At 70.1% G+C, this 13,029-nt stretch carries 16 protein-coding genes; 12 read left to right on the forward strand and 4 right to left on the reverse strand.

Going from position 1 to position 13,029, the window contains the following annotated elements:
* Nucleotides 1–99 precede the first annotated feature (99 nt).
* The 9 genes from BLQ77_RS21495 to BLQ77_RS21535 all read left to right on the forward strand — a co-directional run bounded on the left by BLQ77_RS21495 (nt 100) and on the right by BLQ77_RS21535 (nt 7,100).
* Nucleotides 100–984, forward strand: coding sequence for a carbon-nitrogen hydrolase family protein (locus BLQ77_RS21495; RefSeq protein WP_089962786.1), 885 nt, complete (start codon nt 100–102; stop codon nt 982–984).
* A 97-nt stretch (nt 985–1,081) separates the two neighbouring features.
* Complete coding sequence (infA, locus tag BLQ77_RS21500) at nt 1,082–1,300, forward strand: translation initiation factor IF-1 (RefSeq protein WP_007792573.1); 219 nt, start codon at nt 1,082–1,084, stop codon at nt 1,298–1,300.
* Between the two features lie 78 nt (nt 1,301–1,378).
* A complete protein-coding gene (locus BLQ77_RS21505; protein WP_008883031.1) occupies nt 1,379–1,957 on the forward strand; it encodes a Maf family protein in 579 nt (192 codons plus the stop codon).
* The gene (locus tag BLQ77_RS21510; protein ID WP_089962788.1) at nt 1,954–2,970 is read left to right on the forward strand and encodes a ribonuclease E/G; all 1,017 of its coding nucleotides are present in this window, start codon (nt 1,954–1,956) and stop codon (nt 2,968–2,970) included. The genes BLQ77_RS21505 and BLQ77_RS21510 overlap by 4 nt, the downstream gene beginning before the upstream one ends.
* The gene (locus BLQ77_RS21515) at nt 2,967–3,155 is read left to right on the forward strand and encodes a DNA gyrase inhibitor YacG (protein ID WP_089962790.1); all 189 of its coding nucleotides are present in this window, start codon (nt 2,967–2,969) and stop codon (nt 3,153–3,155) included. Before BLQ77_RS21510 ends, BLQ77_RS21515 begins: the two co-directional genes overlap by 4 nt.
* Entirely contained in the window at nt 3,152–4,402 is a 1,251-nt protein-coding gene (locus BLQ77_RS21520) for an aminotransferase class V-fold PLP-dependent enzyme (RefSeq protein WP_008883203.1), read from the forward strand. The genes BLQ77_RS21515 and BLQ77_RS21520 overlap by 4 nt, the downstream gene beginning before the upstream one ends.
* A gap of 160 nt (nt 4,403–4,562) precedes the next feature.
* Nucleotides 4,563–5,303, forward strand: coding sequence for a 5-oxoprolinase subunit B family protein (locus BLQ77_RS21525; protein WP_089962791.1), 741 nt, complete (start codon nt 4,563–4,565; stop codon nt 5,301–5,303).
* Complete coding sequence (locus BLQ77_RS21530) at nt 5,300–6,313, forward strand: 5-oxoprolinase subunit C family protein (RefSeq protein WP_089962793.1); 1,014 nt, start codon at nt 5,300–5,302, stop codon at nt 6,311–6,313. Before BLQ77_RS21525 ends, BLQ77_RS21530 begins: the two co-directional genes overlap by 4 nt.
* Before the next feature lie 10 nt (nt 6,314–6,323).
* Nucleotides 6,324–7,100 (forward strand): LamB/YcsF family protein, encoded by a 777-nt coding sequence (locus tag BLQ77_RS21535; protein ID WP_089962794.1) that lies wholly within the window; start codon nt 6,324–6,326, stop codon nt 7,098–7,100.
* 70 nt (nt 7,101–7,170) lie between these two features.
* On the opposite strand, the gene BLQ77_RS21540 is transcribed toward BLQ77_RS21535, so the two are convergent.
* A complete protein-coding gene (locus BLQ77_RS21540) occupies nt 7,171–8,208 on the reverse strand; it encodes a zinc ABC transporter substrate-binding protein (RefSeq protein ID WP_089962795.1) in 1,038 nt (345 codons plus the stop codon).
* A gap of 84 nt (nt 8,209–8,292) precedes the next feature.
* Here BLQ77_RS21540 and BLQ77_RS21545 point away from each other — a divergent pair, with 84 nt between their 5' ends.
* The 3 genes from BLQ77_RS21545 to BLQ77_RS21555 are packed head-to-tail and all read left to right on the forward strand — an operon-like array spanning nt 8,293 to nt 10,348.
* Nucleotides 8,293–8,772: a transcriptional repressor gene (locus tag BLQ77_RS21545; RefSeq protein WP_089962797.1), complete on the forward strand. Its 480-nt coding sequence runs from the start codon at nt 8,293–8,295 to the stop codon at nt 8,770–8,772.
* On the forward strand, nt 8,769–9,557 hold the full coding sequence (locus BLQ77_RS21550) for an ATP-binding cassette domain-containing protein (RefSeq protein ID WP_089962798.1): 789 nt from the start codon (nt 8,769–8,771) through the stop codon (nt 9,555–9,557). The genes BLQ77_RS21545 and BLQ77_RS21550 overlap by 4 nt, the downstream gene beginning before the upstream one ends.
* A gap of 2 nt (nt 9,558–9,559) precedes the next feature.
* A complete protein-coding gene (locus BLQ77_RS21555; protein WP_089962800.1) occupies nt 9,560–10,348 on the forward strand; it encodes a metal ABC transporter permease in 789 nt (262 codons plus the stop codon).
* 78 nt (nt 10,349–10,426) lie between these two features.
* Here the strand turns inward: BLQ77_RS21555 and BLQ77_RS21560 are convergent, their stop codons facing one another.
* From BLQ77_RS21560 to BLQ77_RS21570, 3 genes are read right to left on the reverse strand one after another with little or no spacing between them, the layout of a single operon-like run.
* Nucleotides 10,427–11,191 (reverse strand): ABC transporter permease, encoded by a 765-nt coding sequence (locus BLQ77_RS21560; RefSeq protein ID WP_089962802.1) that lies wholly within the window; start codon nt 11,189–11,191, stop codon nt 10,427–10,429.
* Nucleotides 11,191–11,991, reverse strand: coding sequence for an ABC transporter ATP-binding protein (locus BLQ77_RS21565; RefSeq protein ID WP_008883065.1), 801 nt, complete (start codon nt 11,989–11,991; stop codon nt 11,191–11,193). The genes BLQ77_RS21560 and BLQ77_RS21565 overlap by 1 nt, the downstream gene beginning before the upstream one ends.
* Nucleotides 11,992–12,031: 40 nt before the next feature.
* Nucleotides 12,032–13,006, reverse strand: a complete 975-nt coding sequence (locus BLQ77_RS21570) for an ABC transporter substrate-binding protein (RefSeq protein WP_207545871.1) — start codon at nt 13,004–13,006, stop codon at nt 12,032–12,034.
* Between the last annotated feature and the right edge of the window lie 23 nt (nt 13,007–13,029).

Genomic DNA, 13,029 nt, shown 5'->3' on the forward strand with positions numbered 1-13,029 from the left:
GGGCAGCCGCGCCGCCCCGTTCTTCATCTTGCCTCTAAACTCCACGGGGGTGCGGGGGTGTGAAACCCCCGCTCCGACGCAACCCACAAGGACCTGCCGATGAAACTTGCCGCCGCCGCCTACCAGATGGACTTTCTCGAGACCTGGGACGCCTACGTGGCCAAGCTCACCGCCTGGGTCGAGGACGCGGCCGGGCAGGGCGCCGACCTGCTGGTCTTCCCTGAATACGGCTCGATGGAACTCGCCACCCTCGCCGGGCGCGCCACCTCCGGCGATCTCGAGGCCTCGCTGCACGCGGTGGCCGAGCGGATCCCCGCGGTCGACGCGCTGCACGCCGAGCTCGCGAAGAAGCACGGGGTGCACATCCTCGCCGCCTCCGCCCCGGTCTTCGACGATGCCATCGGCCCGCGCCCGGTCAACCGCGCGCGCTTCTTCGGCCCTTCCGGTGCCATGGGTCACCAGGACAAGCAGATCATGACCCGCTTCGAGCGCGAGGACTGGGACGTGGTCGGCGGCGGACCTCTGCATCTCTTCGAGACCGCGCTCGGCAGAATCGGCGTGCTGATCTGCTACGACAGCGAATACCCGCTGCTTGCCCGCGCCATGAGCGAGGCCGACCTGATTCTCGTCCCCTCCTGCACCGAGGCCGAGCACGGCTATCACCGGGTGCGCATCGGGGCGATGGCCCGGGCGCTCGAGCAGCAATGCGTCACCGTGATGTCCTCGACCGTGGGCGATTGCGACTGGTCCTTCGCGGTGGACACCAATTGCGGCATGGGCGGCGTCTTCGGCCCGCCGGACACCGGTTTTCCCGCCTCGGGCGTGCTGGCGCAGGGCAGGTTGAACCAGCCCGGCTGGACGATCGCCGAACTGGATCTTGACGCGGTCGCGCGGGTTCGCAAGGATGGCGTCGTGCTCAACCGCACCCACTGGGACGAGCAGGCCGGGCGTGACGGCCCTGCCGTGTTGCGGAGCCTTTCCTGATTTGCATGGCACATGTGCCCTTGAAAAAGGCGTCGATTGGGCGCATATCGTTGTGCGTTCCGCAGACTAGGGCGGAACGGCAATTTATGGAGTGACCATGGCCAAGGAAGACATTCTCGAATTCCCCGGCGTCGTTAAGGAACTCCTGCCCAACGCGACATTCCGGGTCGAGCTCGAGAACGGCCATGAGATCATCGCGCACACGGCAGGCAAGATGCGGAAGAACCGCATCCGGGTTCTGGCTGGCGACCGCGTCCAGGTGGAAATGACCCCCTACGATCTGACCAAGGGTCGGATCAACTACCGCTTCAAGTAAGCCTCGCATGGGCCTGAAAGTCTTGGCAGACTCCGCTTCGCGGATCGCGTCCGCACGGGCCCGCGCAAAGCTCGTCCCATGAAACTGGTTCTTGGGTCCGGCAGCCCGCGCCGTCGCGAGCTTCTCGCTCAGCTGGGCGTGGTGCCGTCCGACATCCGCCCCCCCGACATCGACGAGGACCCGCGCCGCGGCGAGCTGCCGCGGCCCTATTGCGTGCGCCTTGCCCGCGAGAAGGCAGAGGCGATTCCCTGCGCCGGCGACGAGGTCGTGCTCAGCGCCGACACCACCGTCGCGCTGGGGCGCCGCATCCTCGGAAAACCCGCCGACGAGAAGGAGGCCGCGGCCTTCCTCACCGCGCTCTCGGGTCGCAGGCACCGGGTCATCACCGCCGTCGCGGTGAAGCACGGCGACCGCATCTGGGAACGCGACGTGGTCACGCAGGTGCAGATGAAGCCGCTCTCGAACGAAGAGCTCAACAGCTACCTGCAAAGCGGCGACTGGCGCGGCAAGGCCGGGGGCTACGGCATCCAGGGCCCCGCCGGGGCCTTCATCCCGTGGATCAACGGCAGCTTCACCGCCGTCGTGGGCCTGCCGCTCTCCGAGACCGCCAATCTCCTGCTCGCCGCCGGGTATCCGCTCTGGAAGGAAGCCTCATGAAGGGTCGCACCATCGCGCTCGACGCACTCGAGGGAACGGAGGCCGCCGCGCTGATCGTCGACGGCCAGCTGCACGACCTGCTGATCGACAGCGACCACCCGCGCCCCGGCACCATCTACCGGGCCGTGGCGATGCGCCCGATGAAGGGGCAGGGCGGCATGTTCCTCGAGACGCCGGACGGCAACGCCTTCCTGCGCCAGGTCAAGGGGCTCGCCCCCGGCGACACGCTGCTGGTGCAGGTCACCGGCTTCGCCGAGCCCGGCAAGGCGATTCCCGTCACCACCCGCATCCTCTTCAAGTCGCGCTACGCCATCGTCACCCCCGGCGCCCCGGGCATCAATGTCTCGCGCCAGATCAAGGACGACGACCTGCGCGACGAGCTGCTGGGCATCGCCCACGAGGTGATGGAGGGCGAGGACGGCCTGATCCTGCGCTCCTCCTGCGCAAGCGGCCACCCGCAGGACATCGCCGAAGACATCGGGGCCATGGCGCAGCTTTGTGCGCAGGTGATGGCCGACACCACCGGCGGCGCCGAGACGCTGGTCGAGGGCGACGGTCCGCACGCGCTGGCCTGGCGCGAATGGGACGGCGACGATATCGATTCCGGGGCCGGCAGCTTCGAGCGGCATTCGGTGCTCGACATGATCGAGGCGCTGACCTCGCCGATGGTGCCGCTTCCAGGCGGCGGATCGATGTGCATCGAGCCCACCCGCGCGCTCGTTGCCGTCGACATCAACACCGGCAACGACACCTCGCCCGCCGCCGGGCTCAAGGCCAACATGGCGGCGCTGCGCGAGCTGCCGCGTCAGCTGCGGCTGCGCGGTCTCGGCGGCCAGGTGCTGGTCGATCCGGCGCCGGCGCCGAAGAAGGACCGCCGCCAGATGGAGCAGGTGCTGCGCGCCGCCTTCAAGCAGGACGCGACCGAGACCATCCTCGCCGGCTGGACCCAGCTCGGCCTGATGGAGTTGCAGCGCAAGCGCGAGCGCTTGCCGCTGCGGGAGGTGCTGAAATGAGCTGCCCGATCTGCGGAAAACCCACCGAACCGAAATACCGTCCCTTCTGCTCGAAGCGCTGCGCCGACGTCGATCTGGCGAAATGGGTGTCGGGCAGCTACGCCATCCCCTCGACCGACCCCGAGGACATGGAAGAGGCCATCGAGGCGGCAGAGAAGGCGCGGGAGAAGGAAACCAGACATTGACTACCATCACCGCCGAGCTGCTCACCGACATCCGGTCTAAATTCGCCCATGTCGAGGAATGCCCCTTCACCGGGCCGCGGGTGTTCTTCGAGAACGCCGGTGGCGCGCTGACGCTGAACGCGGTGGTCGAGACCTCGGCGCGCTTTGCCGCCATCCCCGACAACCAGGGCCGTGACAACCCGGCCTCGGCGGCGCTTGGCGAGATCATCGCCAAGGCGCGCGAGGACGCGGCGCTGTTCTTCAACGCCCCCGAGGGCAAGATCGTCGTGGGCGAGAGCGGCACCGAGCTGCTGTTCCGGATGGTCGCCGACGCCTGCCTCGGCAGCGAGGGCGGCGTGGTGCTGGGCTCGACGCTCGAGCACCCGGCCTCGCGCAGCGCCTGCGCCCGCTGGTCCGAGGTCTCGGGCAAGCGCCACGTGCTGGTCGAGCACGACGACGCCACCGGCGTGGTGAGCGCCGAGGCCTATGCCGCCGCCGTGACCCCCGACGTGGCGGTGGCGACGATCCTGCACACCTCGCCGGTGACCGGCATGGGCATGGACGTGCCCGCCATCGCCGCGGCGATCCGAGCGGTTGCGCCCGCGGCAATCATCATCGTCGACGGTATTCAGCACGCCTGCCACGGCGGCATCGACATCACCGCCTGCGACGTCGACGGTTACGTGATCTCGCCCTACAAGGTGTTCTCGCGCCACGGGTACGGGCTCGGCTGGGCCTCGGAGCGGCTGTCGGCGCTGCCGCATGACGCGCTGATCGGCGCGCCCGCGGGCAGCTGGGAGCTCGGCACCCGCGACACCGGCGCCTATGCCACCTTCTCGGACGTGGTCGAGTATTTCGAATGGCTCGGCGGGCAGCTGACCGACGCGACCGAGCCGCGCGCCCGGATCGAGGCGGCAGCGGCGGCGATCCACGCCCACGAGGCGGTGCTGACGACGGCGATGCTGCAGGGCACCGGCAACCTGCCGGGGCTGGCCGAGATGCCGGGCGTCGAGATCATCGGCGGCGTCGACAACCCCTCCCGCGAGGGGCTGGTGAGCTTTGCCGTGGCGGGGCGGCCCTCGGTCGAGCTGGTCAGGGCGCTTGGCGATCTCGGCATCCGGGTGCACGTGCGCAAGGCGGATCATTACTCGGGCAACGTGCTGGCGCCGCTCGGCAAGCCCGATTGCGTGCGGGTCTCGCTCTGCCACTACAACAGCGAGGCCGAGGTCGCGGCCTTCCTGTCGGCGATGCAGCGTATCCTCGGCTGACCCTGCGCTGCGTGGCGCGGAGGGGCGTGGGGGCGCTGCCCCCTCGCGCGCCGGGGCGCGCTCCCCCCGGAGTTTATCTGGCAAGATGAAGCGCGGGCCGGTTGCAGAGCCGGCGCGGATTGTTGACAGTCAAACGACCTTGGATGCGGGAGAGCATGGCATGGCGCTGGACGTGGCGGCCTATCCGATCATTCGAACCGTCGGGATCGACGGGCTGCTGGTGAGCTTCGGAGACAGGCTCGGCGAGCCCGCGAACCGGGCGGCCATCGCCTTTCGGGCCGAGGTCGAGCGCGCTGGCTGGGACGGTGTCGAGGAGACCTCGTCCTCGCTGGTCTCGTGCTACCTGCGCTTCGATCCGCTGGCGGTGCGCCATGCGGATCTCGAGGCGAAGCTGCGGGCACTGATGGGCAGCCGGGACTGGCTCGAGGCCGAGTTGCCGCACGGGCGGCGGCTGCACCGCATTCCCACGGTCTATGGCGGCACGCTTGCACCGCAGTTCGGCGAGGCCGCGGCGGCGGCGGGGCTGAGCGAGGCAGACGCGCTCGGGTCGCTGTCCTCGGCCCGGGTGCGGGTGACGGCGCTGGGGTTCGCGCCGGGCCAGCCCTACCTCGGGCAATTGCCGGAGTGCTGGGACGTGCCGCGCCAGCAGGCGTTGACGCCGAAGGTGCCGAAGGGCGCGCTGGTGCTGGCGATCCGGCAGTTCGTGCTTTTTGCCGTGACCGCACCGACCGGCTGGCGCCACGTGGGCCAGACCGCAGCGACGCTGTTCCGCATGGGCGACGCGCGGCCCTTCCTGCTGGCGCCTGGGGACGAAGTGATCTTCCCCGCGGTGAGCGAGGACGCGTTTTCCAACATGGCCGCCGATCCGGGCGGGGGCGCGAGCTGGGAGGCGCTGCCATGAGCCGCGCGCTGATCGTGCTCCGGGCCGGGCCCGCGCTGACGCTGCAGGACGACGGCCGCCCGGGCTGGATCACCTACGGGCTGTCGCGCGGCGGTGCCATGGACCGGCTGGCGCTGGCCGAGGGGCGGGCGCTGCTCGGCCAGAAGGGCAGCGTGGCGCTCGAGATGGGCGGCATGGGCGGGCTCTTCGAGGCGACCGAGGACATGCGCATCGCGCTGAGCGGTGCGCCGATGCGGGCGACGATCGACGGCGCGCCGCTGCTCTGGCACGCTTCGCACCTGCTGCCGCGGGGCGCGAAGCTCGACATCGGGCCGGCGACTGCGGGGGCCTACGGCTACCTGCACGTGGGCGGCGGGTTCCAGGGCCCCGAGTTTCTGGGCGCGGTCTCGGCGCATCTGACAGCGGGGCTGGGCGGGGCCGTCGAGCCCGGCGCGCGCCTGTCCGTCGGGCCCGACCGGGGCGGCGCCACCGGGCGCAAGCTGCCGGTCGAGGACCGTTTCGGCGGCGGCACGCTGCGCGTGGTCGCGAGCCTGCAGACGGAGCTTTTCCCCGGGGATCAGCGCGACCGCTTCGCCGAGGAGGGGTTCACCCGCGACAACCGGGCCAACCGGATGGGCGTGAAGGTGAACCCGGATGGGCCGGGCTACGGCGTCGAGGGGGGGCTCTCGGTGGTCTCGGAGGTGATCGCTCCCGGCGACATCCAGATGACCGGCGACGGCGCGCCCTTCGTGCTGCTGGCCGAATCCCAGACCACAGGCGGCTACCCGCGGCTGGCGACAGTGATCCCGGCCGACCTGCCGCGCATCGCGCAGGCGCCGGCGGGGGCGCGTCTGCGCTTCCGCTGGATCTCGCTCGACGAGGCGCTGGCGGCGGAGGCCACGCGCCGCCGCCTCGAGGCGGAGCTGCCGCGCCGTGCGGTGCCGGTGGTGCGGCACCCGGCGGACGTGCCGGACCTGCTGAGCCACAAGCTGGTGAGCGGCTTTTCCAGCGGCGACCATCACGACCACTAAGGAGACGGACATGACATCGGTGGATCTCAACGCGGACATGGGCGAGAGCTTCGGCCCCTGGGTGATGGGGCAGGACGCGGAACTGCTCGAGGTCATCACCTCGGCCAACGTCGCGTGCGGCATGCACGCAGGCGACTGGGACGTGATGGCCGCGACCATGGCGCGGGCGGTCGAGACCGGCACCGGCATCGGCGCGCATCCGGGCTTTCCCGACCTGCAGGGCTTCGGGCGGCGGCGGATGCAGATCGCGGGCCGGTCGCTGGGCAACCTCGTGGCCTACCAGCTGGGCGCGGCGCAGGCGATGGCCGCGGCCGCGGGCGGCCGGGTGCGGCACCTGAAGCTGCACGGCGCGCTGGCCAACATTTGCTCCGAGGACGAGGCGCTTGCGCGGGCGGCCTACGAGGGTGCGCTCTCGGTGGATCCCGACATCATCATCATGGTGCTGGCGGCCACCCGGCAGCAGAGCGCGGTCGAGGCGCTGGGGTGCCGCTGGGCGGGCGAGATCTTTGCCGACAGGGCCTACAACGACAACGCGACGCTGGTGGACCGGTCGCTGCCGGGGGCGGTGATCCACGACCCGGAATTCGCGGCGCGGCGCATGGTCGAGATGGTGAAGGCTGGCGCGATCATCACCGAAAGCGGCAAGCACATCCCCACCGCGGTGGACACCATCTGCCTGCACGGCGACGGCAAGACCGCCCTCCAGATCGCCCGCGCAGTGCGCGGCGCGCTCGCGGGGGCGGATATCTCGCTCGAGGTCTTCCCGGGCCGGACCGGGGCGTTCTGAGGTTCCGGACAAGCGAAAGGGGGCGGATGGCGCCCCCTTTGGTCTTCTTGCAGCGCAGCGTGACCGGCGCTCAGCGCCCGGTGCAGCCCGCGATACGGTCGGCGAGGTCGGTGATGAACGCCGGGTAGAAGCCGGGGCCCGGTTCGAGCGTGCTGCCGAGCGGGTCGAGCTCGGCCACCGCCACCTCGTTGCCCTCGGTCACCGAGTCGATGAGGCGCGGATTGAACTGGGGCTCGGCGAAGATGCAGGCCGCGCCGGTCTTGGCCACCGCCTCGCGCAGGGCGAGGAGATGCGCCGGGCTCGGGTCGGTGGCGTCCGAGAGCTTGATTGCGCCGAGCACCTTCAGCCCGAAGGCCGCTTCGAAATACTGGTAGCCGTCGTGGAAGACCACGTAGCGGGCGTCCTGCGCCGGGGCAAGCGTCTCGCGGGCCTGCGCGACGGCCGCGTCGATCTCGGCGCGGGCGGTTTCGGCGTTGGCGGCATAGGTGGCGGCGTTCTCGGGGTCGGCCTCGGACAGCGCCCCGGCGATCACGTCGAGCCAGGCCGCGGCGTTGTCGGGCGAGAGCCAGACATGCGGGTCCTCGGGGCCGTGGTGGTGGCCGTGCGCGTCCTCGGCATGATCGTCGTCGTGCCCGTCGTGATCGTGGTCGTCTTGACCGTGCTCATCATGGTCGTGCCCGTCGTGATCGTGCCCGTCGTGATCGTGGTCGTCGTGGTCGTGGTCATCATGGTCGTGGTCGTGGTCGTCGTCGCCGGCCTCGAAGATCACCTCGTCGCGGGTGGCGAGGTGCTGAGTCACCGGCAGGTCGGCCAGCGTCACCACCGTCGCGCCGCTGGCGATGGTCCCGATCTTGCGGCCGATGTCCGGCGACAGGTCGGGCCCGATCCAGAACACCAGCCCGGCGTTCTGAAGGCTGCGCGCCTCGGAGGGGGCCAGCGCGTGGTCATGCGGCGAGGCGCCCTGCGGCACCAGCACCCCGGGGCTGCCGAGATCGCCCATGACCGAGGCGACCAGCCCCTGCACGGGGGCGATGTCGGTCACGGTGACGGGCACCTCGGCGGCAAGCGGCGTGGCGAGCAGAAGGGCGGGAAGGGCAGACCTCAGCATCTCGAATCCTGTTATGTTATAACACAGTGGTGCTTGATAATGAGGATGCTATAACATAGCAACCCCTGAACGAAGGAGACCGGCATGGATACGCTCGGATTCACCACGCACGACCACGGTCATTGTATCGCCCAGGCCCTGAGCTCGGCCGAGGAGACCTGCGCCGAGCAGGGGCTGCAGCTCACCGCGCAGCGCCGCCGGGTGCTCGAGATCCTGCTGCAGGAGCACCGCGCCATGGGCGCCTACGAGCTGCTCGACGTGCTGCGCTCCGAGGGGCAGGGGGCGCAGCCGCCCACCGTCTACCGGGCGCTGGATTTCCTCGTGACCAACGGCTTCGCCCACAAGATCGAGCGGCTGAACGCCTTTGTCGCCTGTGCCCACCCCGGCGAGCGGCACGCACCGGCCTTCCTGATCTGCAAGGGCTGCGGCTCCGTGGCCGAGATGCCGTCGCGCGACATCGCGCGGGCGGTGCGCGAGGCGGCGGCGGGGCTGGCCTTCGAGGTTTCGCGCATGGTGATCGAGGCCGAAGGCGCGTGTCCCTCGTGCCGGGAGGCGCGTGCATGAACCTGATCGACGCCACCGGGCTGCGGGTCTCGCTTGGCGGGCAGCCGGTGCTGAGCGACGTGGATTTCTCCATCGCACCGGGCGAGATCGTGACCATCGTCGGGCCGAACGGCTCGGGCAAGTCGACGCTCCTGCGCACGCTGATCGGCGCGGTGCGGCCCGAATCGGGCAAGGTGCGCCACCGGCCGGGGCTGCGGCTGGGCTATGTGCCGCAGAAACTGGCGATGGACCCGACGCTGCCGCTGACCGTAATGCGCTTCTTGTCGTTGCCGCACCGGGTGCCGGCCGCCGAACGGGCCGCGGCGCTCGAGGAGGCCGGTGCCGGCACGCTTGGCGACCGCCCGATGACCGGGCTCTCGGGCGGGCAGTTCCAGCGCGTGCTTCTGGCCCGCGCCCTGCTCAACAAGCCCGACGTGTTGTTGCTCGACGAGCCGACACAGGGGCTCGACCAGCCGGGCTCCGCCGCCTTCTACCGCCAGATCGAGCACATCCGCTCGCATCTCGGCTGCGCGGTGGTGATGGTGAGCCACGAGTTGCACGTGGTCATGAGCGCCTCGGACCGGGTCGTCTGCCTCAACGGCCACGTCTGCTGCCAGGGCCACCCGGAGGTGGTGGCGCAGGCGGCGGAATACCGGGCGCTCTTCGGCTCGGGCACCCACGGCGCGCTGGCGCTCTACCGCCACGAACACAGCCACAGCCACGACGCGGACTGCGGTCACACCCATCACGAGGGCCATCACGATCACGGGGCGGCCCCTGCACCCCGCACGGCGGAGGCCGGCTGACCATGCTCGACGATTTCCTGATCCGCGCGGCGCTGGCCGGGCTTGGGCTCGCGATCGCCGCGGCGCCGCTCGGCTGTTTCGTGGCGTGGCGCCGGATGGCCTATTTCGGCGACGCCACCGCCCATGCGGCGATCCTTGGCGTGGCGCTGTCGCTGGCGCTGTCGCTGCCGGTGGTCGTCGGCACGCTGGCGGTGGTGCTGGTGATGGCCGCGCTGGTCTATGCGCTCTCCGAACGCGGCCTCGCCATGGACACGGTGCTGGGGGTGCTGGCGCACAGCGCGCTGGCCTTCGGGCTGGTGGCGGTGACCTTCGTGCCCGGCGTGCGGCTCGACCTCTCCGCCTATCTCTTCGGCGACATCCTCGCGGTGAGCAAATCCGACCTCGCGGTGATCTGGACGGGCGCCGCGGCGGTGGTGGCGCTGGTGGTCTGGCGCTGGCAGGCGCTGCTGACGGCGACGGTCTCGCCGGACCTGGCCTGGGCAAGCGGGCTCGACCCGCGGCGCGAGAGCAGGATCCTGACGCTGGCGCTGGCCGTGGTGGTCGCCGTGGCGATCAAGGTGGTGGGCGCGCTTCTGGTCAGCGCCATGCTGCTGATCCCCGCCGCCGCCGCCCGGCCCCTGGCGCGCAGCCCCGAGAGCATGGCGGTCATCGCGGCGGCCATCGCGGTGCTGGCGGCGCTCGGCGGGCTCTGGGGCGCATTCCTCTTCGACACTCCGGCGGGCCCCTCCATGGTCTGCGCCGCGGCGGTAATCTTTGCCGCCACCACGCTGGTGCAACGCCTGCGCGGCTGAACTACTGGCCCCGGGATTGCAAAAAAGGGGCGCCGTTCGCGGGCGCCCCTTCTTCCTGTGTCGCGTGGTCCCGGGGGCTCAGCCCTGCGGGCGTTCCGCCCAGCCCGCGAAGATCCGCTCGAGCGCGACCACAGCGTAGTAGAGCAGGATCCCCAGCACCGCGAGCGCGATCAGCACCGCGAACATCAGCGGGTAGTTCGAGTTCGTCTGCCCCGACAGGAACAGCGCCCCGAGCCCCTTGCCGTGTGGCGAGATGATCTCGACGAGGTTGGTGCCGATGAAGGCCAGCGTGACCGAGACCTTGAGCGCGCCGAAGAACTCGGGCAGCGTCTTGGGCAGGGCGATCTTGCGGAAGATCGTGAAGCGGCTGGCGCCGAGCGAGCGCAGGATGTCGCGGTATTCGGGCTCGAGCGTCGAGAGCCCGATGCCCACCGAGACCGCGATCGGGAAGAACGAGATCAGGAAGGCCATCAGCACGGTGTTGAAGTTGTGCTGCCCGATGAAGAGCAGCGCCAGCACCGGCACCAGCGTCGCCTTGGGCACGGCGTTGAAGCCCACCAGAAGCGGGTAGAGCCCGTCGCGGGCGATGCGTGAGAAGCCCATGACCATGCCGACCAGCGTGCCTGCGACCACCGCAATGCCAAGCCCCGCGACGGTGCGCCAGAGCGTCTGCCAGCTGCCGGTGAGGAACAGGTTCCAGAAGCGGATGTAGGCGTCGGGCAGGTCCGAGGGCGAGGCCATGACGTAGTTCGGCCAGCCGTTGACCCAGACGAGGAATTCCCAGAACCCGAGGAAGATGAGGATGGCGGCCACCGGCACGCCGATTTTCCGAAGCAGGTCCATCAGTGCACCGCCGGGCCCGGGTGCCGCCCCTGCGCGATCTGGATCTGCTCGCGCAGGGTGGCCAGCATCGCCGCCGCCTCGGGGGTGTAGAGCCCCTCGAGCCGCCGCATCCCGTCGCCGGGGTAGGTTACGTCGAGCACGTATTGCGTGGTCGCGGGCCGGCCCGAGAGCACGAAGACCTGATCGCCGAGATAGACGCTCTCGCGCAGGTCATGGGTGATCAGCACCGCGGTGAAAGGCTCCTTGGCGCGCAGCTCATGCATGGTCTGCCACAGGTCCTCGCGGGTGAAGGCGTCGAGCGCGCCGAAGGGCTCGTCCATGATCAGCACGTCGGGCTTGTGCACGATGGCACGGCAGAGCGAGGCGCGCTGGCGCATCCCGCCCGACAGCTCCGACGGGCGCTTGTCCTCGAAGCCGCCGAGCCCGACCAGCGCCAGCAGTTCCTCGGCGCGGGCGATGCGGTCCTTCCTGGGCATCGAGGGGGCGACGATCTCGAGCGGCAGGATGACGTTCTGCAGGATCGTCCGCCACTCGAGCATCACCGGGTTCTGGAACGCCATGCCGACGGTCTTGCGGGGCGACTTGACCAGCCTGCCGTGCAGCCAGACCTCGCCGCGGTCCGGTTTCATCAACCCGGCGATGAGCCGGGTCAGGGTGGACTTGCCGCAGCCCGAGGGGCCGACCACGGCGGCGAATTCGCCCTCGGGGACCGCGATCTCGAGCCCGTCGAGCACCGGAAGCGGGCCGTTCGGGGTCTTGTAGGCGTGGGTTACGCCCTTGATTTCGATGAGATTTGCCATGTCGGTCGCGGGGCCGGCACGGGGCCGGCGCCGCCTGTCCTTACTTCAGCATCCGGCTGTCGGCAGCCGGCAGGTAGCTGTCGTCGAAGTAGAGCGCCGCGTCGGGTTCCGAGGTGAACTCGTAGACCGTGGCGGTCTGCTCGATGGCCGAGGCCATGCGGTCGGCGTCGATGCCGCCGAGCCCGTTCTCGGCCACGAAATCGGTCAGCACGTTGTCGTCGATGGCCATCTGCAGGCGCTCCTTCTCGAGGTCTGCGTCGGCGGCTGGGTTGCGCTCGATCAGCGCCTCGATGGCGGCGTCGGGATCGACGATGGCGGCTCTCCAGCCGGCGGCGATGGCGGTCAGGAAGCCGGTCACCGCCTCGGCGTTCTCGGCGGCGAAATCGGTGTTCACGATGATCGCGTTGCCGTAGAGATCGACGCCGTTGTCGGCCATCAGGATCACCGAGAGGTCATCCTCGGGCACGCCGAGACGCTTGAGGTTGAGGGTCGACGAGAACGAGAAGCCGGTCACCGCGGCGACCTGACCCTCGGCCAGCATCGGCTCGCGGGTCGGGAAGCCCACCGGCTCGACGGTGATCTGCTCCATGTCGAGACCGTTCTCGGCGGCGAAGATCGGGAACTGGGCCCATGCACCGTCCGGGGGCGGGGCACCCAGGACTTTGCCCTCGAGATCCTTGGCGGTCTCGACACCCAGCGACTTGCGGCCGACCACGGCGAAGGGCGGCTTGTCGTAGATCATCATGATCGCGGTCACCGGCGCGCCGGGGTTCTGGTCGAGGAAGCGCATCAGACTGTTGATGTCGGCAAAGCCCACGGGGAAGGCGCCGGTCGCGACCTTCGGAATGGCGTCGAGCGAGCCCTTGCCCTCGGAGATCTCGACCTCGAGCCCGGCGTCCGAGAAGAGACCGCTGTCGACGGCGAGGAAATAGGGCGCGGCCGGCCCCTCGAACTTCCAGTCCAGCGCGAAGGGCATGCTGGTCTGGGCGGAAACGGCTCCGGCGGCGCCGGTGATGGCGACGGAGGCAGCGAAGGCTG

This window comes from Salipiger thiooxidans, assembly GCF_900102075.1.
Lineage (GTDB): Bacteria > Pseudomonadota > Alphaproteobacteria > Rhodobacterales > Rhodobacteraceae > Salipiger > Salipiger thiooxidans.